Raw genomic sequence first — 24,490 nt, 5'->3', positions numbered from 1 at the left:
AATATATAAATTTACGATCTCATTGTGACCATAATCTAACCCCGATTTTCTCATTTTCGCACCGCACTCCTGCCACGCTGGCCACGTAGCAAGGCGCAAAGCGTTGTCATGGATAAAACCGTGACGGCAAGCACGAGCAGGAGATAACGAGTATGCCGACACCAATGTTTCTGAGTTGGGCATCGCAGGGAAGCGATGAACAATCTGTTGCCGGTGGTTTTACCCAAAATGCCGGCGGCGTGAACGTCACCGTCAGCTATGCCGACGACGGGCTTGGCAACCAGTTCGACATCGAAACATCGGTGACGCAATACGTTGGCGCGGGCGAACCGATGGCAACCAATTCGGCTGTGGAAATTCGCGGCGATGCCGGGACCGGTGACACCTCTACGACCACAATCGACTTTGGTTCGGTATCAGGTGCGGGATACAGCAGCGAAGTCGAGAACGTCATTTTTCGCCTGAATGACCTTGATAACAACTCATGGACCGACCTGCTGACCGTGCGCGCCTATGATGCGAACGGCAATCAGATCGACGTGACCCTGACCTATCAGGGCAGTTCGCAAACTGGCACGGACCCAAGCCTTACAGGCACCGGCGGCAATGTGACATCGGCATCGAGTGCTGGGTCGGTTCTGGTGGAAATTGCGGGCCCTGTTGCCTATTTCGAGGTAGATTACGGCAATGACGGCACCGGCGCGCAGGCGCTCTGGATGACCGATGTGCATTTCGACGCAATCGAACTGGACGGCACCGTCGAAGGATCGGCGGGCGACGACCTGATTGATGGCACCTATATTCTGGACCCTGATGGCGACAAAACCGACGATGGCGACGCGATCCTGCCCGGTCATTCCGGCGACGACGACCTGATCGAAGCCTACGGCGGCAACGACACTGTTGTTGCGGGGGCGGGCAACGACACCGTTTATGCCGGCACAGGGGCCGATACCGTATATGGCGGCACCGGCAACGATTCCGTCTTTGGCGAGGCTGGTAGTGACATCCTTGAGGGTGGCGCAGGGAACGATACCCTTTATGGCGGCGCGGGCGCGGACACCCTGACGGGCGATTCCGGCAATGACACGCTTGATGGTGGCACCGGGTCTGATCGTTTCAGCGTCAGCGACGACCACGACAGCGGCACCATCATCGGTGGCGAAGATCTGGGTGACGGCGATATCGATACAGTCGATTTTGGCAATAATACCAGCACGCAGGGCGTCACGATTACCGCCACCGGCGACGAGGCGGGCACCTATGCCTATGACGGCACCACGGCCTCGGGCACCTTTTCCGAGATTGAAGCGATCGTCGGGACCGATTATGCCGATACCATTGACATGTCCGCCGATGGCAGCGGCATGGATATCGATGGCGAAGCAGGCGCGGATACGCTGACCGGTGGTAGCGGTGACGACACCATCAGCCTTGGCGAAGACAGCCCCGGTGTCACGGATGGCGACGCCGATGTGGTCGTTCTGACAGACGGTTTCGGCAACGACACGATCACCAATATCGACGCCCCGACCCCCAATGGTGATGGCACCTTTACGGGGATCGACACATTTGATGTGACCGGCCTGACCGACGGGACCGACCCCGTCAATGTCTGGGACGTGAGTGTGACTGACGATGGCGGCGGCAATGCCGTTCTGTCTTTCCCCAACGGCGAAAGCGTCACGCTGATCGGTATCAGCCCCGTTGATGCCGATGACCCGTTCTATCTGAACGCGCTGGGTATTCCGCTGTCGGACGGCACGGTCGAAGGCACGGCAGGCGCTGATACCATCAACGCCGCCTACACCGGTGACCCGGACGGCGACTTGGTCGATGCGGGCGATGCAATCCTGCCCGGTGACACGGGCGATGACGACCTGATTTATGGCTACGGCGGCAATGACTCGATCACGTCGGGTGCGGGCGACGATGAAGTCTATGGCGGCGCGGACAGTGATATCATTTCGACAGGTGCCGGCGCGGATACCGCCTATGGCGGCGCGGGTGACGACCAAATCGACGGCGGCGCGGGCAACGACGCGCTTTATGGTGGCGACGACTCTGACAGCTTTGCCTGGACGAGTGGCGATGGGTCCGACAGCATTGATGGCGGCGCGGGTGGGGCCGACTTTGACTATCTGCTGGCCGATGGTGCGACTGATGATCTGACGCTGGACCTCAGCGCGGGCGATCCCGCCAATGGCGAGGACGGCACGCTAACCGATGGCACCGATACCGTGGATTTCAGCGAGATCGAGATTGTCGCGCTTGGATCGGGTGATGACAGCGTGATCGGGTCAAGTGGCGGCGATACGGTCGATGCCGGAAACGGGGCCGATACGCTGGACATGGGTGCGGGCGATGATCTGGTAAATCTGGGATCACAAACGCTGATGGGCACCGGCGGTCCGGTCACGACATACGATGGCGTTGCCGACACCTATGTCTTTTCAGACGGCGATGGCAACGACGACATTTATGGCTTTGAACCACCCTCGGCTGATGGCGATGGCACCTTTACCGGCACCGATCAACTGGATGTCAGCGGGCTGACCGACGCAAGCGGCAACCCTGTCAACGTCCATGATGTGACGGTCAGCGATGACGGGCTGGGCAATGCCGTTCTGACATTCCCCAACGGCGAAAGCCTGACGCTGATCGATATTCCCGCAGCCGATGCGACGGATCTGCACTACCTCAACGCGATCGGTATCCCGCTCAGCGATGGGACAGTCAGCGGCACCGCAGGTGCGGATACGATCGATGGGTCTTATGTCGGCGATCTTGATGGCGACATGGTCGATGATGGTGACGCAATTCTGGCAGGCGATACCGGTGACGACGACCTGATCGAAGCGGGCGCGGGCGACGACACCGTCATTGCGGGCGCAGGCGATGATGAAATCTATGGCGGCGCGGACAACGACCAGCTGAACGGTGGCGACGGCAATGATCTGGTCGACGGCGGAACCGGGTCTGACACGATCGTCTTGAATGACGGGTTCGGCACCGACACCATCGTCGGCGGTGAAGACACAGGCCCCGTCGATATTGACGTGGTCGATGCTGGCGCCATGACGGCTGATACCACGCTGAACTTTACCGGCGACGAAGCCGGCACGCTGAGCGACGGAACAAACACCGCCAGTTTCTCGGAAGTCGAGCTTTTCACCCTTGGGTCGGGCAACGATACGGTCGTTGGCGGGGTCGGAAACGAGATCGTCTATGGCGGTGCCGGTGACGACACCATGTCTGGCGGGCTTGGTGCGGATACGCTGTCAGGTGGCGCAGATAACGACACCATCACCTTTGCCGAAGGGGATTCAATTTCGGGCGGCGCGGGCGACGATCTGTTCGTTCTTGAGGATCTGGGCGAATTGTCCAACGGCACGATCACCATTGACGGTGGCTCGGAAACCGGTGGCGACACCTTGCAACTGGGCAGCCTCGCCAACCTGACACAGGCGGTCAAGGATACCTTCGTCGATGACGGCTCGGGCAGCTACAGCGGCTCGGTCACGCTGGATGATGGCACGATCCTGAATTTCTCGGAGATCGAGAATATCATCTGCTTTACCCCCGGCACCCGCATCGCAACACCGCATGGCGCACGTCCGATTGAAACGCTGAAAGTGGACGATATGATCGTCACGCGCGACCACGGGTTGCAGCCGATCCGCTGGATCGAGGCGCGCACCGTGCCTGCCGTGGACAGCTTGGCGCCCGTGCGCATCCGCCGCGGCGTAGTTACCGGGCTGGACCGCGATATCCTCGTGTCACCGCAGCACCGGATGATGTTTCAGGGCTACCGCGCCGAGTTGTTGTTTGGCGAAAGCGAAGTCCTGGTCGCCGCCACCCATCTGGTGGACGGTGTTGATGTCACCCGGGACGCGGGCGGCGAGGTGACCTATATCCACATGCTGTTTGATACCCACGAGGTGATCTATGCCGAAGGGGCCGCGACCGAAAGCTTCCACCCCGGCGACATGGGTATGGCAGCCGTGTCAGACGCGGCGCGCGCAGAATTATTCGCGATTTTCCCCGCGCTGCGCAGCAACATCAACGGCTATGGCCCGACCGCGCGCCGCTGCCTGAAACACCACGAGGCGAAACTGATCCGCGCCTAGGACAGCCATTTCGCGTAATCACTGACCAGCAGGTGGGTCGGGGCTTCGTCCTCGTCCACCTGCGCGAAACGGCCAATGGGTTCGCGAAAGATATTGTCGGTTTCATCGTCGTTGACGGTGCTGACCTCGCCGATCAGCACATCGCCCCCCTCGCCCCAGAATGCGTGCCAGTCACCAGGCATCAGCGTCACGCTTTCACCCGGTGCCAGTTTCAACTTTTCTCCGGGTGCGAAATCGCGGCGCAAGCCATCACACCAGACCGTGCCACCGGCGGTTTCGTCAAAATTTCCATCCGTGTCCGAGCCATAAAGCGCGACCACAAGGGTTGCACCGCCACGATTGATGATATCCTCGGCCTTGATCACGTGGGTGTGCATCGGCGAGAGCTGATCCTGCTTTGAAATCAACAGCTTTTCAGCATAGCACATGCCGCCACCCCGTTGCAGATCGGCCAGGCGACCGTTGCGCAGGGTGAACAGGAACAGCCCCATTTCATCATAGCGCCCTGCCCCGTAATCGGTGATATCCCAGCCATTGCGCGCGCTGATCACAGCCTGCGCCTGTTCTGCGCGGGCCTTGAATTCATCCGGCGTCCAATAGGCCCAAGGTGGGAGGACAAACCCGTAAGAGCGGATCATCGCATCCGCTTCGGCCATGATGGCATTGATACGTGAACGTTTCATTGCAGCCCCCGAAGTGTTTGCGCAAACATGCCCGCCAGCGCGCGCAACCGCAAGAGCGGATCAGGCAACAAGGCGGGCCATTTCGCGCGCAAGAGCGGCCCAGTCAGTGTATTCCTTGTCCGCGCTCGTATCGACGGTTTCGTCTCTTTCGGCGGCAATCCGGCGCATGGCCCAGGCGCGAAAGAAATCGTATTCGCTGAACCGGAAGGCACCGGCGACGTTCAGGGTGCGCGCAGGGGTCCAGCCGGTTTCCTCCTCGAAGCGGGCGATGCATTTGTGCAGGCCTTTCCAGTCTTCTTCGTCGTTGCCCGCCGCCGTCAGGGACACGGCCAGAAACACCGCGTCCATTTCCCCAAGCTTTTCCGCGTGGGCTTCGGCCAGATCGTGCAGGTCTTTCTGAAAGCCGCCCGCGTGCAGCGACCCAGCCAGAACCGCGCGATCGAAACGGGCCAAATCCAATGGTTCGGCGTCTTGTGCGGGGATCAGTTCAACGCTGTGACCCTTGTTGACAAGGTAGTCACTGCAATAACGGGCGATCTTGCGGGTTTGCCCGTCGGTGGTTGCGTAAGCGATGAGGATTTTCATTGTGGCACTCCTTTTCGGTGCCAATGTATCCGCGCGCGGATGTAGTGACTTTGCGCGCAATCAATGAACCTAAAAAAGCGCATCTTCCTAAATTGATTCTAACAAAGATATCCTCGCGTAACGACATAGACCCCCTATCATAAAGCGGTGGTTCGCACCTGACGCGGTTTGATGCCGCTCCTTTGATAGCATTTACTGCAACAAAGGAGATGAACTATGGGACTGAAACGAACGGATGAATTCCGGCAAGATGCGGTGCGGATTGCGCTCACCAGCGGGCTGACGCGGAAACAGGTTGCTGATGATCTGGGTGTTGGGCTGTCGACGCTGAACAAGTGGATCACGGCGCACCGGGACACTGATGTGGTGTCGAAAGAGGATTTGAACCTCGCCCAAGAGAATGACCGACTTCGGCGTGAGAACCGCATTCTCAAGGAGGAGAGGGAGATCTTAAAAAAAGCAACGCAGTTCTTCGCGGGCCAAAAGCCATGAGGTTTAGGTTCATCGAAGAACACACTGGGGCTTTCGAAACGGCGCGTCTCTGCAAAGTCATGGATGTCAGTTCACGTGGTTTGCGTGCGTTCCGCAACCGCCCTGCCAGCCGCAGGCAACGGTCTGATATGGTGACGTTGGCGCACATCAAGGAACAGTCCCGTCTCAGTCTTGGAAGCTATGGTCGCCCACGAATGACAGAAGAGCTGAAGGAGATCGGCTTGGATGTTGGCCACCGCCGTGTTGGCAGATTGATGCGCCAGAACGGCATATCAGTGGTGAGAACCCGCAAACACAAGGTCACGACCGATAGCGACCACAAGTTCAACATTGCGCCGAACCTGCTGGATCGTGACTTCGCAGCGGATCAACCAAACCAGAAATGGGCAGGCGACATCAGCTACGTCTGGACCCGTGAGGGCTGGTTGTATCTGGCATTCGACCATTGTCCTCGGACCAATGGCGGACAAGGTCTCATTCCTGGACCTGCATTCAAGGCGCGTCATTGGCTGGGCGGTCAGCAATCGGATGAAGCGTGACCTGGCGATCCGGGCACTGAAGATGGCGATTGCGTTCCGGTCACCACCCGAAGGTTGCACCCACCACACAGACCGCGGCAGCCAATATTGTTCTCACGATTACCAGAAGATTCTGCGCCAGCATGGCTTCAAAGTGTCCATGAGCGGCAAGGGTAATTGTTACGACAACGCTGCCGTCGAAACGTTCTTCAAAACCATCAAGGCTGAACTGATCTGGCGGCATCCTTGGGAGACAAGACGAAAAGCTGAGATGGCAATCTTTGAATACATCAATGGCTTCTACAATCCGCGCCGCCGTCACTCAGCACTGGGTTGGAAAAGTCCGGTCGCCTTCGAACGGAAGGTGGCTTAAACGAGCACCGGGGGCGGCATCAAACCGTGACAGGTCCAGTTGCCCTATCTGACATCCACGGGTGGCTATGTCCTCGATAAGGTCGAAGGTCTGGCCATCGCAGAAAATGGCACGATGTGGGTTTCCACGGACAACGACGGTGTAGATGACCATTCGGGTGAGACGATGTTCTTCCCTGTCACCATGGAATAACGTTTCGCGCTACGACGTCGTCGGGCCCCGCCGCACTTTGCGCGCGGGGCTCGTTGTTTTCGCCTTTGAAGGCTCGCACCCCTCTTGGAAAAAGGGACCCCAACCGCTGAACAGAGCACGTCGGGTTTGAGGCATCCAAGTGCAAGCAGCTTCGGCAGACTGAGATCGGCATTTTTTGGGGCTGCGGTAAATATACTCTATCCACCAGATACCGCGATTCGCTGCCCAAACGGCAAAATGAGAGCAGCCATAGATTGGAAAGGATTTGACATCCGCCAAGCTGGTACCCTGCGAGATTAGTCCCCAGCACTGAAATGGCAGTTTTGTTTGTCGGCTTGACAGTCAATTTGAATGGCCGTTTTGGTGAAACCTGTTGCGCTAAGTGACCTTCGGCGCATCAACCGCGAGCAAATGCTGCATCAGCAATAGCCGCAGCTGCAAAAGGCCGCATTGTCGCGCGCACCGGACACTGATCCAGACCACACCCAAGGTTTGGGATGGGTGACAGTTGCATGCGGTTTGATCCAGTATCGCGCGACACCGCCCGATTGTGGGTTTCAAAAGATTCTACCGCATAGAGGACATCGTCTTCGACGTTCTTCGACGTTCTTCGGGGCGGTTAATGTTACCGCGCAGCCCAAGCCCGCGCCGCATCGCCAAAGGCCGCGAACAACGGGCGCGATACCGGATCATTGGCCGCGTTCCATTCCGGATGCCATTGCACGGAGAGGGTGAAACCCGGTGCGTCCTTGACATAGATCGCCTCGGGGGTGCCATCGGGCGCGTAACCGTCGATCACGACCCCTGCTCCAGCGGTCTTGATGCCCTGCCCATGCAGGGTATTGGTCATCACCTTTTGCGCGCCCAGAAGGCGGTGAAACGGGCCGTTTTCAGCCAAAGTCACCACGTGGCGCAGGGCAAATTTTTCCGCGAGCGTGCCATCGGGCGGCATACGATGGTTGTCGCGTCCGGGCAGGTCACGGATTTCGGGATAAAGGGTGCCGCCCATCGCGACATTGACCTCTTGAAACCCGCGGCAGACACCGAAAATCGGCTGACCGCGAGCCACGCAGGCGCGCACCAGTGGCAGGACAACTGCATCGCGACCACGATCAAAATCGCCGTGGGCCGGTGTTTCGACCTCGCCGTATTCTTCGGGATGCACATTCGGGCGCCCGCCGGTCAGCAGGAACCCGTCGCAAACCGAAAGCAATTCATCAACGCTCACCAGCGACGGATCGGATGGCACAAGCAGCGGGAGGCAATCCGCGACCTGCGCAATTGCACAGGAATTCATCGTGCCGCCGACATGGGTCGGATAGTCGTCGTTGATCAGATAGCTGTTGGAAATAATGCCGATGACGGGGCGGGACATGCTGGGCCTCATTGTTGGAACCTGTCGTAACCGCAGTTTGATGCGGTGAAAAGCCCCTCAGATTTCGCCGACCAGACCTGCTGCGGCGATCCCCGCCATGGCGGCGACCGCGTCATTGTCGCTTGTGTCACCCGTCACCCCGACGGCGCCAATCACTGCGCCGCGCTTGTCGCGCACCAATACGCCGCCCGGCACGGGGATCACCTGACCGCCATAGACCCCGTTCACGGCGGCCATGAAGTAGGGTTGCTGTTCGGCCCGCGCCATCTGCGCTGTCCCCGCCATGCCCAGCATCACTGCGCCATATGCCTTGCCGTGGGCAATCGCAAAACGGCCCGGTGCGGCGCCATCTTCGCGCTCGAACCCCTTGACGTGGCCACCGGCGTCAAGCACGACAACCGACAGGGGTTTCAGCCCCATCTCGCGCCCTTTTGCCAGCGCCTTTCGCAGGATCATGCGGGTCTTGGTGAGCGAAATTTCGGCCATGAGGTCTCCTTTGCGGCGTGGGTCAAGACCCACCTTACGAAGGAAACCCGCAACTTGTAAGGTGGGTTTTAACCCACCCCCTCCGAGGCCTTGAGCGCCAAGCGATGCTTGTGCAGCAGCGGTTCGGTGTAACCAGACGGCTGGTTGCGCCCTTCAAGAACCAGATCAAGCGCCGCCCTGAAGGCATGTCCATCAAACCCGGGGGCCATCGGCTGATAGGCCGGATCGCCCGCGTTCTGCGCATCGACAACAGCAGCCATTTTCTGCATAGCGTCCGTGATCTGGTCGCGCGTCACAACCCCGTGGTGCAGCCAATTTGCGAGCGCCTGCGCCGAAATCCGGCAGGTCGCACGGTCTTCCATCAGCCCCACGTCGTGGATGTCGGGCACCTTGGAGCACCCCACCCCGCTATCAATCCAGCGCACCACATAGCCAAGGATGCCTTGGGCATTGTTTTCAAGCTCTTGTGTGATCTCAGCGGTCGAAAAATTACGCCCTGTCGCCACCGGAATCGTCAACAAATCAGCCAATGTGCCCCGTGCGCCGCCCGCCGTGATGTCGTCCTGACGGGCAAAAACATCGACCTTGTGATAATGTGTCGCATGCAGCGTCGCGGCGGTGGGTGACGGCACCCATGCACAATTCGCACCCGCCTTGGGGTGCGCGATTTTCGCGGCCAGCATATCGTGCATCAGGTCTGGCATGGCCCACATCCCCTTGCCGATCTGCGCTCGCCCCTGCAAACCGCAGGCCAACCCGATATCGACGTTGCGGTCCTCATAGGCGGCGATCCACGCGGCGTTCTTCATTTCGCCCTTGGGCACCATCGGGCCCGCTTCCATGCTGGTGTGGATTTCATCGCCCGTGCGATCAAGAAAGCCGGTGTTGATGAACGCCACGCGCGATTTCGCCGCGCGGATGCATTCGCGCAGGTTCACGGATGTGCGCCGTTCCTCGTCCATGATACCCAGCTTGACGGTATTGGCAGGCAGACCAAGAGCGATTTCGACAGCCGTGAAAATCTCGTCGGCAAAGGCGACTTCCTCGGGCCCGTGCATCTTGGGTTTAACGACATAAACCGAGCCTTTTGCGGAATTTCCGCCGTCGCGCTGCAAATCATGCATTGCGATCAGGGTGGTGACCATCGCATCCATCAGCCCCTCGCCAATCTCCAGACCCTCCCGGTCGAGAATGGCCGGGTTGGTCATCAGATGGCCAACGTTGCGCACCAGCATCAGGGCGCGGGTCTTGACCCGCATTACGCTGCCGTCGGGGGCGGTAATGTCGCGGTCCTCGTGCAGGGCGCGGGTAAAGGTCTTGCCGTTCTTGGTGACCTCTTCGGCGAGATCACCCTTCATCAGGCCCAGCCAGTTGCCATAGGCCAGCACCTTGTCGGCGGCGTCGACGGCGGCCACGGAATCCTCGCAGTCCATGATTGCGGACATGGCCGATTCAACGCGAATGTCGGAAATGCCGGCGCGGTCCTGTTTCGCGATCGGAGCATCGGCGTCCATGACGATTTCGATCAACAGATGATTGACACGCAAGAAGACTGACGAGGCTGTGGCGCCCGCAAACTGACCGGGATCTTGTAAGGTGGGTTGCAACCCACCCTTGCTGGCCGAGACAGAGGTGATATCGGCCCATGATCCGTTTGCGAGCGGGGCAACCTCATCCAGATGCGCCCGCCCCCAGGCAATCACCCGCGCGCCGCGCGCTGTGTCATAGCCCTTGCCGGTTGGCAGATCGCCCAAGGCATCCGTGCCATAAAGCGCGTCATACAGGCTCCCCCAACGGGCATTCGCGGCGTTCAGCGCAAAGCGCGCGTTCATGATCGGCACAACCAGTTGCGGGCCGGGAATGACCGCAATCTCGGGATCGACATTGGCGGTATCGATGCTGAAATCCGGGCCTTCGGGCACGATATAGTCGATCTCGCGCAGGAAATCGGTATAGGTGGCGGCGTCATGGGGCTGGCCTCGGCGGGCGACATGCCAGGCGTCAATCTTAGCCTGGATATCTTCGCGTTTGGCCAGCAAGGCGCGGTTTTTGGGGCCAAGATCATGCACGAGGTTTGACAACCCCTGCCAGAACTGATCGGGGGTCACACCGGTGCCCGGCAAGGCCTGATCGTTCACGAAGGCTGCCAATTCGCTGGCAACTTGAAGGCCAAAAAAGTCTTGCCGCCTGGTCATGTCGTTGTCCTCATGGATTCTGTATACCTTGGCACACATACTCAAACGCCCGCGCTTGGGCAACGCGATTGGGCGCGTGTATTGTTGCGTTTCGCCATCAGGTTTCTTCGGCTTTTTTGAAAGACCGGCGAGCGGCGCGACAGCGCGCACTGCAATAGCGCAGCTCGTCCCAGACCCTGGCCCATTTGCGCCGCCAGGTGAACGGCCGCCCGCAGACCGCGCAGGCCTTGGACGGAAGATCGGATTTGCGCAGGGGTTTGGCCATGATCCAGACCTAGCGCGGCACGCGGCAGGTCAACCCTTGCGGGTCAGAACGCGCCCGCCTACCGTCCGGCATGAGTAGCAAGAGGTTCCCATGAAAGACGCCGCCCCGCAGACCATTTTTCTGGCCGATTACACGCCGTTCCCCTGGCTGATCGACGCTGTGTCGCTGGAGTTTCACCTGTCGCCCGACAAGACGCGGGTAATCAGCAAAATCGTGTTTCGCCCCAACCCTGCCAGCAAAGGCGGCGAATTTTTCTTGCATGGTGAACATGTTACGCTGATCTGGGCAAAGATTGACGGTGCAACCATAACCCCGACCGTGACCGACAAGGGGCTGACCTGCGCCGTGCCGGATGGTGCCTTTACATGGGAGGCCGAGGTCGAAATTGCCCCTGCGACCAACACCGCACTCGAGGGGCTATACATGTCATCTGGCATGTATTGCACCCAATGCGAGGCCGAGGGGTTTCGCCGCATCACCTATTATCCAGACCGCCCCGATGTGATGGCCGTTTTCACGGTGCGGGTTGAAAGCGCCCTGCCGGTGCTTTTGTCCAATGGCGATCTCGTGGCGCAGGGGGACGGGTTTGCGCAATGGCACGATCCCTGGCCCAAACCGGCCTATCTGTTTGCGCTGGTGGCGGGTGACCTGATCGCCACCAGCGACAACTTCACAACGATGGAGGGACGCAACGTCGCGCTCAATATCTGGGTGCGCCCGGGGGATGAGGGGAAATGCGCCTTTGGTCTTGAGGCGCTCAAATCCGCGATGGCATGGGATGAACAGGTCTACGGGTGCGCCTATGACTTGGACATTTTCAACATCGTAGCCGTAGACGACTTCAATGCTGGCGCGATGGAGAACAAGGGATTGAACATTTTCAACTCCGCGCTGATTTTGGCCTCACCCGCGACATCGACCGATCGCGACTTCGAACGGATCGAGGCGGTGATCGCGCACGAGTATTTCCACAACTGGACCGGCAACCGGATCACCTGCCGCGACTGGTTCCAGCTTTGCCTCAAGGAAGGGCTGACGGTGTTTCGCGACCAGCAATTCACCGGCGATATGCGCGGCCATGCCGTAAAACGGATCGAGGATGCGATCTTGCTGCGCGCGCGCCAGTTCCGCGAGGATAACGGCCCGCTGGCCCATCCGGTGCGGCCTGAAAGTTTCGTCGAGATCAACAATTTTTACACCGTCACGGTCTATGAAAAAGGCGCCGAACTGATCGGTATGTTGAAACGGCTGGTGGGCGATGATGCCTATGCGCGCGCGCTTGATCTTTACTTCACCCGCCACGACGGTGACGCAGCGACGATCGAAGACTGGTTGGCGGTTTTCACAGAGGCCACAGGCCGCGATCTGACCCAGTTCAAGCGCTGGTATGCGCAGGCGGGCACGCCGCGTGTGACCGTTCTGGATGACTTTAAGGATGGCACCTATACCATTCATTTTGAACAGAAAACAAACCCAACGCCAGGGCAGGACGAAAAGCTGCCGCAGGTCATCCCGATTGCTGTGGGGCTGCTGAACCCTGACGGGTCCGAAGCTGTTGCTACGCGCATTCTGGAAATGACCCAAGACCGTCAAAGTTTTGCTTTTACCGGGCTGGATTCGCGCCCGATCCCGTCGATCCTGCGTGATTTTTCCGCCCCCGTGATCCTCGAGCGTGACACCACGATGAACGAGCGCGCCTTTCTGCTGGCCCGTGACACAGACCCGTTCAACAGATGGGACGCCGGGCGCGAACTGGCTCGCGCCGTGCTGCGGGGGATCGTTACCGCCGGCACCCCTGCGCCGCGCGCCTATCTTGATGGATTGGCTGCCGTGCTGCGCGATGACAGCCTTGATCCGGCGTTTCGCGCGCTGGTGTTGTCGCTCCCGAGTGAGGATGACACCGCGCAGGCCTTGTCAGAGGCAGGCCAGACGCCGGACCCCTTGGCGATCTACCATGCGCACGAGGCTTTGCGCGTGCAGATTGCCCAGCATCTGCAAGACATGCTACCGCGTATTTATGCGCAAAATCAGGTGGGTGGCCCCTATTCACCCGATGCCGTTGCGGCTGGCAAACGCGCGCTTGGCAATGCGGTTCTGGCATATCTGGCGCGCCTTGATGGCGGCATGCAGGCTGCACAACAATATGACAGCGCCGCTAACATGACCCAGCAACTTGCGGCTTTTTCCTGCCTTTTAGCCATTGGCAAAGGCGTGGATCAGGTGCAGGCATTCTATGATCAATGGCAGGATGACCGGCTGGTGATGGACAAGTGGTTCGCGCTACAAATCGCCAACGCCGCCCCAGAAGTAGCCGTGCAAACTGCCAAGGCGCTGACCCAACACGCGTTGTTTGACTGGCGCAATCCCAACCGATTCCGGTCGGTGTTTGGCGCGCTTGCCGGGAACGCGGCGGGGTTTCATGTGGCCAGTGGTGCAGGGTATGATCTGCTGGCCGACTGGCTGATCAGGTTGGACCCGGCCAATCCGCAAACCGCTGCCCGTATGACAGCTGCCTTCGAGACATGGCGCCGCTATGGGCCGGACCGTCAGGCCGGGATGCGCACCGCCCTTGACCGGATCAGGCAAACCAAGGGATTATCACCCGACACGGGCGAAATGGTCGCGCGTATTTTGGGTTAGATATGCCTTGTAAACATATGAAATATGGCCACTTCTTGGCGTCCCGCCGCAGCCGATCCGACGCATGACCTATACCTTCACGCGATCAGGCCGGAGCCTGCCCACCGCGCTGATCCTACTGGCGATCTGGCTGGTGGTCCTATGGGCGGTGATCGTGATCGCGCTGGCGTGGTGGATCGCGGCGGCAGTGCTTGTGTTCACCCTGCCCGCGATCTGGGATCTGGTCAGCAATCGGCAAAGCCACATCGGCCTTGATGACACGGGCTTATATTGGCAATCGGGCAAACATGGCGGGACGATCCCCTTGCGCGATATCGCCAAGGTGCGGATCGACCGCCGCCTTGATCTGTCCTACCGGATTGCAGCTGTGATGGTGGACGGGCGCAAGCGGCGACTGCCCCCCGACACGCAACCGCCCGTGGATGAATTCGAGGCCGCCTTGAACGCCAAAGGTATAAAGACCGAACGCAATCCATTTTCATTGCTGGGGGTTTAGCCGCCAAGACCCGCTGGGCGCAGGCGCGGACGAATCGATTCCAGCGGCACGCAATATGATTGTTGGCGGGTCCATGCCGACATCTCCGCGATCTTGCCACGGTTCGTCATCGGCCCCCAATCGGCTGCCACCCCGCGCCAGCGCCCGTCATTGACGGCCACGGCGCGGTCTCGCGGCACGGTCACGGCCATGATGCGGGCGGCGCATGACAGGTTGTCTTCGGGGTCGGTCAGTGCGTCACCGGTGCGGGCGCGGCAACCATAGCGGCGCGCGGTATCGGGGTAGATTTGCAACAGGCCGAACCACAGGTTTCCACCCCCCACCGCATCGGGGCGATAGGTGCTTTCGTGTTTCGCCAGCGCCGACATCATTCCGGCCCAAAAAGCGCGGCGCAATTCGGGTGGATTTTCAGCATAGGCAGGGCACCAGGCCGCAATGTCGCGCGGCACGGTTGTTTCAAGGGACTGACCGTGCATCGCGATTGCCGACATGGCCGCCCGCGTCCAGAGCGCGCCATCGGGGCGAAAATCCCAACGCGCGCGGGGCTGAAACGCGGCGCGCGCGACAGGGCGCACCGAAGGCGGCGCGGTTTCGATCACGACCGGATAGCGCAGCATATATGCGGGGCGCATGACCGGGCGGACCGCGGACAGGCGCGCACGCGCGGCTGCGATGCGTAATTCAACGGCATCGGCGCGTGACAGGGGGCGAACAGGCGCTTGCGGGGACGATTGTGCCACAGCGGACACCCCCAATAGCACTGCGAAAATCCCCCCCAGGATGATCTGCTTGGCGAACATGAGCGGCAGACTGCACTGTTTTGCCATGCGCAGGCAAGAAAAATCGCGCACTCTCGGTGGTTTGCAACCCATCCTTAAGGTTTGCAGTAGGATTGCGCAGAGATCCACGAACGCATATCTTCGCGTTTTCTGGCGCTTTGGAACGGGCCCCAATCGGCGGCCAGTCCACCGCCACCTGCCGCCACGACCCCGTCACGCGGCACCGTGACGGCGGCGATCCGAACAGCGCAGGACAGATTTGCCGCTCCGTCCTGCAGGGCTGCCCCCGATCCGGCCGCACAGCCATAGCCACGCGCCGTGGCCGGGGCGATCTGCACAAGGCCGAACCAGCGCCCGCCGCCGCCCACAGCCGCTGGATTCCAGGTGCTTTCGTGTTTGGCCAGCGTGCTGAGCATGCCCGCCCAAAAGGCTGCGCGCTGATCTTCGTCCGCGTCAGGATATGCGGGGCACCAGGCCGCAATATCGCCAGGCGCCAGCGACAAGAGCGGCGAACCATGTGTTTCCAGCGCCGCAAAGGTTGCGGCGGTCCATTCATCGCTTTGCGCCTTGTCATCCCAACGCATCGCTGCCGGGATGGGATCGACTGTCGGATCGGCGATGGGGGTCGCGGCCTCGCTACAGGCCGAGACAAGCACCGAAAGGGCCGTCAAAAGAATCAGGGAACGTGCAGAAAATGCCATGATTTCCAACCGTGGGCTGTTACTGATCCCGTCAGATGCAAAGGAATCCGGCGCTGCGTCCAGCCCACCACCTGCGCGGCGGGCCGATTTGGGCGGGTTGGCGCGCATCAACGCCTTGAAGCTCTGCGCGCGAACCCCTATTCAATCTGCGTTGACGCCCAAAGGAACGCCCCATGCTTGACCTGACTTATGACGCGCCCAAACCCAAGGTAATCGCCGGGGCAAAGCACGATTGGGAACTTGTGATCGGCCTCGAAGTTCATGCCCAGGTCGCCACCGCAGCGAAACTGTTTTCCGGTGCCTCGACCCTCTTCGGGGCCGAACCCAATTCCAACGTCGCGTTCGTGGATGCGGGCATGCCCGGAATGTTGCCCGTGATCAACGAAGGCTGCGTGGAACAGGCCGTGCGCACGGGGCTGGGGCTGAAGGCGCAGATCAACCTGTTATCGGCCTTTGACCGCAAAAACTATTTCTACCCCGACCTGCCGCAGGGCTATCAGATTTCCCAGCTTTACCAGCCAATTGTTGGCGAAGGTGAAGTGCTGGTGGAAATGGGCAACGGGCTGGCCCGCCTTGTGCGGATCGAACGCATCCACCTTGAACAGGACGCGGGCAAATCCATTCATGACATGGACCCGAATATGTCCTTTGTCGATCTGAACCGCACCGGTGTTGCCCTGATGGAGATCGTCAGCCGCCCCGATATTCGCGGCGCGGACGAGGCGGCGGCCTATGTTTTGAAACTGCGCCAGATCCTGCGTTACTTGGGCACCTGCGATGGCAACATGCAGAACGGCAACATGCGCGCGGATGTGAACGTATCGGTCTGCCGCCCCGGAGATTACGAAAAATATCAGGCGACGCAGGATTTCGGCCATCTTGGCACGCGCTGCGAGATCAAGAACATGAACTCGACCCGGTTCATCCAGATGGCGATTGATCACGAGGCACGCCGCCAGATCGCCATTCTGGAAGACGGCGGTGAAATCGTTCAGGAAACCCGCCTATATGACGCGGACAAGAACGAAACACGTTCGATGCGATCCAAGGAAGAAGCGCATGATTATCGCTATTTCCCCGATCCTGATCTGTTGCCGCTGGAAATTGAACAGGCATGGGTTGATGATATCGCCGCGTCCCTGCCCGAACTGCCGGATGCGAAAAAGGCCCGCTTCATCGCCGATTTCGGCCTGTCCGATTATGACGCAAGCGTCCTGACCGCCGAAACAGCCAATGCCGCCTTTTTTGAACAGGTGGCCGCGGGGCGCGATGGCAAGCTGGCCGCGAACTGGGTGATCAACGAATTGTTCGGTCGCCTGAAAAAGGACGACCGCGATATCACCGACAGCCCCGTGTCCCCTGACCAGTTGGGCAAGATCGTCGGGCTGATCACATCGGGCGATATTTCCGGCAAGATCGCCAAGGACCTGTTCGAAATCGTCTACACCGAAGGCGGCGACCCCGAAACGCTGGTTGCAGACCGTGGCATGAAGCAAGTGACCGACACCGGCGCGATCGAGGCGGCGGTGGACGCGGTGATTGCCGACAACCCCGCGCAGGTCGAAAAGGCCAAGGCGAACCCGAAACTCGCAGGCTGGTTCGTCGGTCAGGTGATGAAAGCCACGGGCGGCAAGGCCAATCCGGCCGCCGTCAACCAACTGATCAGCGCCAAGCTGGGTCTTTGAGCAGGCAGCCGTGACCGTTTGGCGCGCCAACTTACCCTAGACGCACCGCCCCGTGCGCCCTACATAGTTGCCCGGACCCAATGGCAGCCTGATGCTGCCGTTAACCAATTGGAGTTGAGAATGAAGATTTTGAAAACCGCCGCTGCTTTCACAGTGATCGCCGGGTCAGCCTTTGCCGATGCGCATATCTCGGGCGACGCTGCAAGCGGCGAAACCTTGTTCGCGCGCCAGTGTGTTGCCTGTCACGTTGTGGCGAATGCAGAGGGCGACGTGCTTGCTGGCCGTAACGCCAAGACGGGCCCCAACCTTTTCGGGATCGCGGGCCGCGCGCCTGGTTCGGTCGAAGGTTTCCGCTATGGTGACGCGATCATCGCTGCGGGCGAAGGCGGTGCCGTATTCGACGAGACCACATTCGTGGCCTATTCCATGGACCCCACCGGATGGCTGCGCGAAGTGACCGGCGATGCACGTGCACGGTCCAAGATGTCGTTCAGAGTGCGCAGCGACAGCGATGCGGCTGATATCTATGCCTATCTTGCCTCTTTTGAGGACGCCGAAGACGACGACGACATGGACGACGACAACGACGACGCAACCACCGAATAGGTTAGCGGATACGACATCTGGGGCCGTCCCGCATCCGGGGCGGCCTTTCTTGTGGTTTTCAGGTTTTTCCAGGCAGTCGTTGGAATTGGCTGGCGCAGTTGATAAGTTAGTGCAGCCCATCAAAGGATTCTGCCATGACCACCTATGCCTACAAAGTTGTGCCCGCCCCCACCAAGGGCCAGCGCGCCAAAGGCGTCAAGACACGCGAGGGACGCTTTGCCAATGCGCTTGAGGTGGTGATGAATGAACTTGGCGCGCAAGGGTGGGAATACCAGCGCACCGACACGCTGCCTTGCGAAGAACGTGCCGGACTGACGGGACGCACGACCACGTTTCAAAACATGCTTGTGTTTCGCCGCGCAATCGAAGCCGAGGCCGCCCCTGCGCCGCGCGAACTTGACCCCGCACCGGTCGCCCTTGCCGCGCCAGCGCCAGCGATCGCCAAGCCTGAAGAACGCGCGCCCGAGGACGCGACAGAAACTGAGTCTGGGTCCGCAGCCCAAGACGATCCGCCCAAGGACAACGTCAACGCCGACCCCACGCCCGAAAAGCAGCAAAGCACAGGCGTTGCCGCCGAATAATCAGCCGAATAATCAGATGAATTCGATGCTGAGGGCGTGAATGCGCCCGATGATCCCATCACCAAGGGCGGCGTGGACGGCGCGATGGCGGGCTATGCGCGATTTATCGGCCAGTGAGGGCACGGAAATCACGATCCGCCAATGGCTTTCGCCCGACCCGTCATCGCCCGCATGGCCCGCGTGCATGTGGCTTTCGTTAATGACCTCAAGCGTGGTTGGCGCCAGTGCACCGTTCAACGCGGTGCGAATTTCTTGTGCAAGCCCCATTATTTTTCCCTTTGCCCCTTCAATCTGCTGACACACGGCTTAAACTCATGCGTCCGAGTCGAAAAGGTAAGACATACAAATGGCCAAAAGCGATCCCTTCGGTTTCGACATGTCTGTGTCGAGCTCAAAAAAGAAAAACCCGCGTGGACGGCGTGGAATGTCGGGGGCCTCGGAAACGTCCACCCGGGTGTGCGACCATCCGGGCTGCGAGGAATCGGGCAAATACCGCGCGCCAAAATCACCGGACATTCTGGATGACTACTATTGGTTCTGTAAGGACCATGCGCGCGAGTATAATCTGAAGTGGAACTTTTTTGACGGCTCCACCGAAAAGGAATACCTGGAACAGGTCGACAAGGACCGCGTGTGGGAACGCGAAACCAAACCCTTTGGCAAGAAATCCGAAGAACAGCGCGCATGGGCCCGCCTGGGTGTTGACGACCCGCATCAGGTTCTGGGCCAGAACGCCACCCAGAACCCGGGCAAATCCGTCACCGGATCCACCCGCAAGCTGCCCCCGACGGAACGGCGCGCGATTGATATTCTGGAAGCCAAGGATCACTGGACCAAGACCGAAATTCGCAAGGCCTACAAATCGCTGATCAAGGTGCTGCACCCCGACATGAATGGCGGCGACCGCTCGCAAGAGGAACAACTGGCCGAAGTGGTCTGGGCCTGGGATCAGATCAAATCAAGCCGTCACTTTACCAATTAATTCACGCGGCCTGCCATACGCAGACGCTGTGATGACCTGCGCAGGGGCATCGGCGGCACCGGAGCGACAAAGATCGATTCCCGCTCGATGTGCCAGCGGGTCAGCAGCGCATGCACCGACAGCAGGTTGGCAAACCACAGCATCGCAAGCAACGGCGCGCTGGTCAGCGTCACCCCAAGGGTGAACGGCCCGAACATCGTGCCGTAAAACGGCAGCGCCAGCGTGCCGGCAATCAGCGCACCGACAAAACTGACCCAGATCATACCAAAGAGCGCCTGATAGATCCCGCGAAACCCTGGCTGGCCCATTCTGTCACCCGCCAGAAACAGGGCCGCAGCCGCGCCGATCCCGCCGCTGACCACGATCCAGAGGTCATACCACGTCAGCCCCGCGCCAAGCACGCGCGCGCCATACATCCGCGTCACTGTCAGGAACGCGAACCCTGCGCCAAACAGCGCGACGGCAATATAGGCAAGCGCGCGGGCGCGTTCACCTTCGGTCGGGATTTGACGATTACGCCAGCGCTTGCGCATAAGGGCTCCGTTGTGATTTCCGTCCGCAATGCCAAGCGAAGGTGGCATCAACGTGGCATCAGGGCGCTGGATGGGAAATGCTCTGTTTCCGTTCCGAGGACAGGCGCGGCAGATAAAGGCGTAAAATAAGGTGGGTGCAGGCCATCAATGCCAGCCAAACCGACAATAATAACGGGAACTGTACAAGGTAAGCGACAACCGTTGCCGCCCCCATCACCGTGCCAATCCCGGCCATCAGAAACGTCCCGCCAAGCGCCCCTCCCAAGATCGTCGTCATCACTGCGCCGCCCAACGCCCAAAACCAACCCGCAGGTCCGGCCCGACCGAAAGACCATGTGCACAACGCGCCCGCCAGTGCTGCCCCCGGGAATGCGACAAGCGGCACGAGCCACCCCTGCCCCGGCAACCATTCGGCGCGCATCGTGGGGGTTGCGCGAATGACCTCCATGACAACGCCGACGCAACCGCCCGTCAGCCCGATCAACAGCGCTGCCAGCAGCACCCGTTTCTTTTGATATGTCATACCGTCCCTTTCCATTCGCATTTTCCCTTGGCTAGCAGGGCAAATGCAAAGGGGCGGCGCACGATCTGTGCAGCCGCCCCGAAAGGTCGTGCAGGTTTTCAGTAAATCAGGCGGCGCGGAAGACCAGCGACGCCCCGTTCAGGCAGTGGCGTTTGCCCGTGGGCGCGGGGCCATCATCAAAGATATGCCCAAGGTGGCTCCCGCAACGCCGACAGTGGCATTCGGTGCGGGTGACGAAAAGCCTGCGGTCAGGCTTGGTGCCGATTGCACCCGGCAGGCTGGCGTAAAAACTGGGCCAACCGGTGCCGCTGTCGTATTTCGTTTCGCTGGAATAAAGCGGCAGATCACAGCCCCGGCAGACATAGGTGCCTGCATCATACAGTTTGTCCAACGGGCTGGAAAACGCCCGCTCGGTGGCGTCTTCGCGCATGACGCGGTATTGCAGATCGGTCAGCATCGCGCGCCATTCGGCCTCGGTGCGGGTCACCTCGAAGGATTGGGCAAATGCCGCCGCAGGCGCAAAAGGCGCGGCCAGAGCGGCAAGGGCAAATGTGCGGCGTTTCATGTATTTCTCCTCTCTTTCGGAATTTAACAAAATGCGCCGCCCCGGGGACAGACAAAGTGGGGCGGCGCACGATCATGTGATGGTCAGGTGATAGCGCCCTTGCTTATTGCTTGGGCAGCAACACGCGGTCGATCACATGGATAACACCGTTGGACTGTTTGACATCGGCGATGGTGACGGTGGCCAGACGGCCGTTTTCATCCGTCAACGTAATGTCGTCACCGTCCATTTCGGCCGTCAATGTGCAGCCGCCCAGGGTCTCGACGGGGTATGCGCCACCTTCATCGGCGATCATCCCTGCAATCGCGCCCGACATCGCGTCGCCACCAACCACATGGCAGGTCAGGATTTGCGTCAACTGCGCCTTGTTTTCATCCATCATCAAGGCCCCGAGCGTTTCATCGGAAATCATCCCGAAGGCTTCGTCGGTGGGGGCAAAGACGGTGAACGGGCCATCGCCCTGCAGCGTTTCAACCAGACCGGCCTGCGCAACGGCAGCAACGAGCGTGGTGTGGATCGGCGAATTCATCGCGTTGGCGATGATATCCATCTCGGCCATCATTTCGGCACCACCGACCATCGGATTGGCGGCGTGGGCCTCGGCAAAGGCCATACCGGCCAGTGTCAGGGATGTGGTGGCGGCAAGAACTGTTGTGCGGATCATAGTGTCTCTCCTGTGGTTGTTTCGGGCGGTTTTGCCCGAATTACCCCGAAGACACGGGGCCGCGCTGACAGGAGTTTCAGATTAGCTGATCACAGGGCCGTGATCGAGCCAACGGCCAGCACATCACCGGTAGGCGCGCCAGTGGGCGAGCCGCCCAGGGGTTCATCACTGATCGCCAGAACCCCACCATCAAGGGCGGCCACCAGATCAGCGGGCACGATGATATCGCCCGTGGCCGCATCGGGCAGAACGCCCAGCGATACCGGCGCGTTGTCCCCGGCAATCAGCCACAGTTCCAGCACGCGGCCATCGCGGGCCGCACCTGCCGCGCGATTGATGCGCAGGGTGCGCGAGGTGTCGTCAAAGCTGGCGGTGACAACCAGGCTGTGATCCTCGGCGGCGATGTCGGCCGTGTATGTCGGCCCGGGTGCGGGTGCCAAAAGCCCCAGATTGACAACGGCAAACAGGAACAACGCCGCCGCCGCAGCCCCCAGCAGGGCCGGCATCACGCCGATGCGCTGCCACAGGCTGCGCGGTTTGCCAAACAGCACCGTATCAATGGCCGTCTTGGCCGACACCGGCGGCACGACGGGCGCGATCCCATCGGTCACCGCCGAAAAGGCCGTGGCCCAATCGGCGTATTCATCGCGCAGATCGGGGTTGGTTGACATGGCCTCTTCGAACGCGCGCGCTTGAGCATCGTCAAGCAGCCCAAGGGCATACTCGGCGGCCAGAATGCGGCCTTCTTCCATGTCAAACGGTTGTGTCATGTGGACAGACATTCCCTTAGTTTCAACAGACTGCGGCGCAGCCATGTGCGGATCGTATTCAGGGGCTGGGCATAGCGATCGGCCAACTCCTGATAGGTTTCCCCTTCCAGATAGGCGCGGCGCACGGCCTCGGCCCGGTCGGGGGGCAGTTCTTTCATGCAGGCGGCCACGCGCCCGGCCTCGTCCGACGCAATCGCCAAATCCTCGGGGCCGGGCGCGGCGTCGGGTATTTCAGCGGCTTCATCCATGCCTGCTCCGCGATCACGGCGCGCGCGCAGGCGGTCTATCGCGTGGTTGCGCGACAGGGTAATCAGCCATGTCATCGGGCTGAACCCATTGATCTGATAGCGGTCGGCCTTGTTCCATATCTTGACATAAACCTCCTGCAAGGCATCCTCGGCCTCGGCGCGATTACCCAAGACACGCAGGCAAATGCCAAAAAGTTTCGCCGACGTCGCCGCATAGAGCGCATCAAAGGCCGCACGTTCGCCAAGGGCGACGCGGGCGATCAGGTGTTCGATGTCTTGCGGTGTGGTCACGCGCCGCTCCTTCAAGGGGTAACATCGCGCATCCGGCGCAAAAGGCAACACCCCCCTTCCCCTTGCAGGCCAGCGCGATATGTTGCATCCCGAAACCACGCGCATCCCGAAGATTTGAAAGGCACCTGTGATGGCCGACGGCAACACCGACATGCATGCAAAACCCACCGAGGATTTCTCGGTCCGCGAGGTGTTCGGCATCGACACCGACATGAAAATCAAAGGCTTTGCCGAACCCAGTGACCGTGTGCCCGTCATTGATCCGACCTACAAGTTCGATCCCGATACGACGTTGGCGATCCTTGCCGGCTATGGCTATAACCGCCGCGTCATGGTGCAGGGCTACCACGGCACCGGCAAATCCACGCATATCGAACAGGTCGGCGCGCGGCTGAACTGGCCCACGGTGCGCGTGAACCTTGATAGCCACATCAGCCGGATTGACCTGATCGGCAAGGACGCGATCAAGCTGCGCGATGGCAAGCAGATCACCGAATTCCACGAAGGCATCCTGCCTTGGGCGCTGCGCAACCCTGTGGCGCTGGTGTTTGATGAATATGACGCGGGCCGCGCCGATGTGATGTTCGTGATCCAGCGCGTGCTGGAAACCGATGGCAAACTGACCCTGATGGACCAGAACGAGATCATCACGCCGCACAAATACTTCCGCCTGTTCGCCACCGCCAACACCGTGGGTCTGGGCGACACTACGGGCCTTTATCACGGCACCCAGCAGATCAACCAGGCGCAGATGGACCGCTGGTCGCTGGTCGCGACGCTGAACTATCTGTCCCATGACGCCGAAACCGCGATTGTGCTGTCCAAGGCGCCGACGTTCAACACCGACAAGGGCCGCAAGACGGTATCACAGATGGTGACTGTGGCCGACCTGACGCGCACCGCGTTCATGAATGGCGATCTGTCCACCGTGATGTCGCCGCGCACCGTGATCGCATGGGCCGAAAACGCACGAATTTTCCAGGACGTCGGCTATGCCTTCCGTTTAAGCTTCCTGAACAAATGCGACGAATTGGAGCGCCAGACTGTGGCGGAATTCTACCAGCGCTGTTTTGACGAGGAACTGCCGGAAAGTGCGGCGAGCTTGAGCCTTGGTTAATCGTAAGCTGGGTCA

At 60.2% G+C, this 24,490-nt stretch carries 23 protein-coding genes and 1 pseudogene; 9 read left to right on the top strand and 15 right to left on the bottom strand.

The features are described from left to right. The first annotated feature begins 152 nt into the window (after nucleotides 1-152). A complete protein-coding gene (locus FTO60_RS05545) occupies nucleotides 153-4,130 on the top strand; it encodes a Hint domain-containing protein (protein ID WP_148055029.1) in 3,978 nt (1,325 codons plus the stop codon). Here FTO60_RS05545 and FTO60_RS05540 read toward each other — a convergent pair. Then, nucleotides 4,127-4,813, bottom strand: coding sequence for a D-lyxose/D-mannose family sugar isomerase (locus FTO60_RS05540; protein ID WP_148055028.1), 687 nt, complete (start codon nucleotides 4,811-4,813; stop codon nucleotides 4,127-4,129). The two genes, FTO60_RS05545 and FTO60_RS05540, sit on opposite strands and share 4 nt — an antisense overlap. 60 nt (nucleotides 4,814-4,873) lie before the next feature. Further along, nucleotides 4,874-5,398: a flavodoxin domain-containing protein gene (locus FTO60_RS05535; protein ID WP_148055027.1), complete on the bottom strand. Its 525-nt coding sequence runs from the start codon at nucleotides 5,396-5,398 to the stop codon at nucleotides 4,874-4,876. 216 nt (nucleotides 5,399-5,614) lie between these two features. Between FTO60_RS05535 and FTO60_RS05530 the strand changes: the two are divergent. Beyond that, nucleotides 5,615-6,781 (top strand): annotated as a pseudogene (locus FTO60_RS05530) (IS3 family transposase). 817 nt (nucleotides 6,782-7,598) lie between these two features. Here FTO60_RS05530 and FTO60_RS05520 read toward each other — a convergent pair. From FTO60_RS05520 to FTO60_RS05505, 4 genes are all read right to left on the bottom strand, one after another. Then, nucleotides 7,599-8,348, bottom strand: a complete 750-nt coding sequence (locus FTO60_RS05520; protein WP_148055026.1) for a gamma-glutamyl-gamma-aminobutyrate hydrolase family protein — start codon at nucleotides 8,346-8,348, stop codon at nucleotides 7,599-7,601. Between the two features lie 57 nt (nucleotides 8,349-8,405). Further along, entirely contained in the window at nucleotides 8,406-8,834 is a 429-nt protein-coding gene (locus FTO60_RS05515) for a heme-binding protein (protein WP_148055025.1), read from the bottom strand. A 68-nt stretch (nucleotides 8,835-8,902) separates the two neighbouring features. Beyond that, complete coding sequence (locus FTO60_RS05510; protein ID WP_148055024.1) at nucleotides 8,903-11,029, bottom strand: malate synthase G; 2,127 nt, start codon at nucleotides 11,027-11,029, stop codon at nucleotides 8,903-8,905. Nucleotides 11,030-11,126: 97 nt separating this feature from the next. Beyond that, the gene (locus tag FTO60_RS05505) at nucleotides 11,127-11,294 is read right to left on the bottom strand and encodes a DUF2256 domain-containing protein (protein WP_172623810.1); all 168 of its coding nucleotides are present in this window, start codon (nucleotides 11,292-11,294) and stop codon (nucleotides 11,127-11,129) included. Nucleotides 11,295-11,384: 90 nt separating this feature from the next. Here FTO60_RS05505 and pepN point away from each other — a divergent pair, with 90 nt between their 5' ends. Next, a complete protein-coding gene (pepN, locus tag FTO60_RS05500) occupies nucleotides 11,385-13,934 on the top strand; it encodes an aminopeptidase N (RefSeq protein ID WP_148055023.1) in 2,550 nt (849 codons plus the stop codon). 64 nt (nucleotides 13,935-13,998) lie between these two features. After that, nucleotides 13,999-14,430: a hypothetical protein gene (locus FTO60_RS05495; RefSeq protein ID WP_148055022.1), complete on the top strand. Its 432-nt coding sequence runs from the start codon at nucleotides 13,999-14,001 to the stop codon at nucleotides 14,428-14,430. Here the strand turns inward: FTO60_RS05495 and FTO60_RS05490 are convergent. Together FTO60_RS05490 and FTO60_RS05485 are read right to left on the bottom strand one after the other, a co-directional pair. Then, nucleotides 14,427-15,281, bottom strand: coding sequence for a transglycosylase SLT domain-containing protein (locus tag FTO60_RS05490; protein WP_254696897.1), 855 nt, complete (start codon nucleotides 15,279-15,281; stop codon nucleotides 14,427-14,429). The genes FTO60_RS05495 and FTO60_RS05490 overlap by 4 nt on opposite strands. 23 nt (nucleotides 15,282-15,304) lie before the next feature. After that, nucleotides 15,305-16,018: a transglycosylase SLT domain-containing protein gene (locus FTO60_RS05485; RefSeq protein ID WP_254696896.1), complete on the bottom strand. Its 714-nt coding sequence runs from the start codon at nucleotides 16,016-16,018 to the stop codon at nucleotides 15,305-15,307. Between the two features lie 65 nt (nucleotides 16,019-16,083). Here FTO60_RS05485 and gatB point away from each other — a divergent pair, with 65 nt between their 5' ends. The 3 genes from gatB (at nucleotide 16,084) to FTO60_RS05470 (ending at nucleotide 18,782) form a co-directional block, all read left to right on the top strand. After that, on the top strand, nucleotides 16,084-17,595 hold the full coding sequence (gene gatB, locus FTO60_RS05480; RefSeq protein ID WP_148055020.1) for an Asp-tRNA(Asn)/Glu-tRNA(Gln) amidotransferase subunit GatB: 1,512 nt from the start codon (nucleotides 16,084-16,086) through the stop codon (nucleotides 17,593-17,595). Nucleotides 17,596-17,715: 120 nt separating this feature from the next. Further along, entirely contained in the window at nucleotides 17,716-18,201 is a 486-nt protein-coding gene (locus tag FTO60_RS05475) for a cytochrome c family protein (RefSeq protein ID WP_148055019.1), read from the top strand. Nucleotides 18,202-18,335: 134 nt separating this feature from the next. Then, a complete protein-coding gene (locus tag FTO60_RS05470; protein ID WP_148055018.1) occupies nucleotides 18,336-18,782 on the top strand; it encodes a DUF4177 domain-containing protein in 447 nt (148 codons plus the stop codon). Between the two features lie 12 nt (nucleotides 18,783-18,794). On the opposite strand, the gene FTO60_RS05465 is transcribed toward FTO60_RS05470, so the two are convergent. Beyond that, nucleotides 18,795-19,049, bottom strand: a complete 255-nt coding sequence (locus tag FTO60_RS05465; RefSeq protein WP_148055017.1) for a BolA family transcriptional regulator — start codon at nucleotides 19,047-19,049, stop codon at nucleotides 18,795-18,797. Nucleotides 19,050-19,128: 79 nt separating this feature from the next. Here FTO60_RS05465 and FTO60_RS05460 point away from each other — a divergent pair, with 79 nt between their 5' ends. Beyond that, nucleotides 19,129-19,764 (top strand): J domain-containing protein, encoded by a 636-nt coding sequence (locus tag FTO60_RS05460; RefSeq protein WP_148055016.1) that lies wholly within the window; start codon nucleotides 19,129-19,131, stop codon nucleotides 19,762-19,764. Here the strand turns inward: FTO60_RS05460 and FTO60_RS05455 are convergent. The 6 genes from FTO60_RS05455 to FTO60_RS05430 form a co-directional block, all read right to left on the bottom strand. Beyond that, nucleotides 19,761-20,297: a hypothetical protein gene (locus FTO60_RS05455; RefSeq protein ID WP_148055015.1), complete on the bottom strand. Its 537-nt coding sequence runs from the start codon at nucleotides 20,295-20,297 to the stop codon at nucleotides 19,761-19,763. The two genes, FTO60_RS05460 and FTO60_RS05455, sit on opposite strands and share 4 nt — an antisense overlap. A 58-nt stretch (nucleotides 20,298-20,355) precedes the next feature. Continuing rightward, a complete protein-coding gene (locus FTO60_RS05450; RefSeq protein ID WP_148055014.1) occupies nucleotides 20,356-20,820 on the bottom strand; it encodes a hypothetical protein in 465 nt (154 codons plus the stop codon). 106 nt (nucleotides 20,821-20,926) lie between these two features. After that, nucleotides 20,927-21,385, bottom strand: a complete 459-nt coding sequence (msrB, locus tag FTO60_RS05445) for a peptide-methionine (R)-S-oxide reductase MsrB (protein ID WP_148055013.1) — start codon at nucleotides 21,383-21,385, stop codon at nucleotides 20,927-20,929. Between the two features lie 103 nt (nucleotides 21,386-21,488). Continuing rightward, complete coding sequence (locus tag FTO60_RS05440) at nucleotides 21,489-22,049, bottom strand: fasciclin domain-containing protein (protein WP_148055012.1); 561 nt, start codon at nucleotides 22,047-22,049, stop codon at nucleotides 21,489-21,491. 89 nt (nucleotides 22,050-22,138) lie between these two features. Next, a complete protein-coding gene (locus FTO60_RS05435) occupies nucleotides 22,139-22,819 on the bottom strand; it encodes an anti-sigma factor (protein ID WP_148055011.1) in 681 nt (226 codons plus the stop codon). After that, entirely contained in the window at nucleotides 22,816-23,358 is a 543-nt protein-coding gene (locus FTO60_RS05430; RefSeq protein WP_148055010.1) for a sigma-70 family RNA polymerase sigma factor, read from the bottom strand. Before FTO60_RS05430 ends, FTO60_RS05435 begins: the two co-directional genes overlap by 4 nt. A 130-nt stretch (nucleotides 23,359-23,488) precedes the next feature. Here FTO60_RS05430 and cobS point away from each other — a divergent pair, with 130 nt between their 5' ends. Beyond that, complete coding sequence (gene cobS / locus FTO60_RS05425; protein WP_148055009.1) at nucleotides 23,489-24,475, top strand: cobaltochelatase subunit CobS; 987 nt, start codon at nucleotides 23,489-23,491, stop codon at nucleotides 24,473-24,475. Nucleotides 24,476-24,490 lie beyond the last annotated feature (15 nt).

Origin of the sequence: Octadecabacter sp. SW4 (assembly GCF_008065155.1) — a bacterium.
Classification (GTDB): Bacteria; Pseudomonadota; Alphaproteobacteria; order Rhodobacterales; family Rhodobacteraceae; genus SW4.
This window is presented reverse-complemented; position numbering and strand designations above follow the sequence as displayed.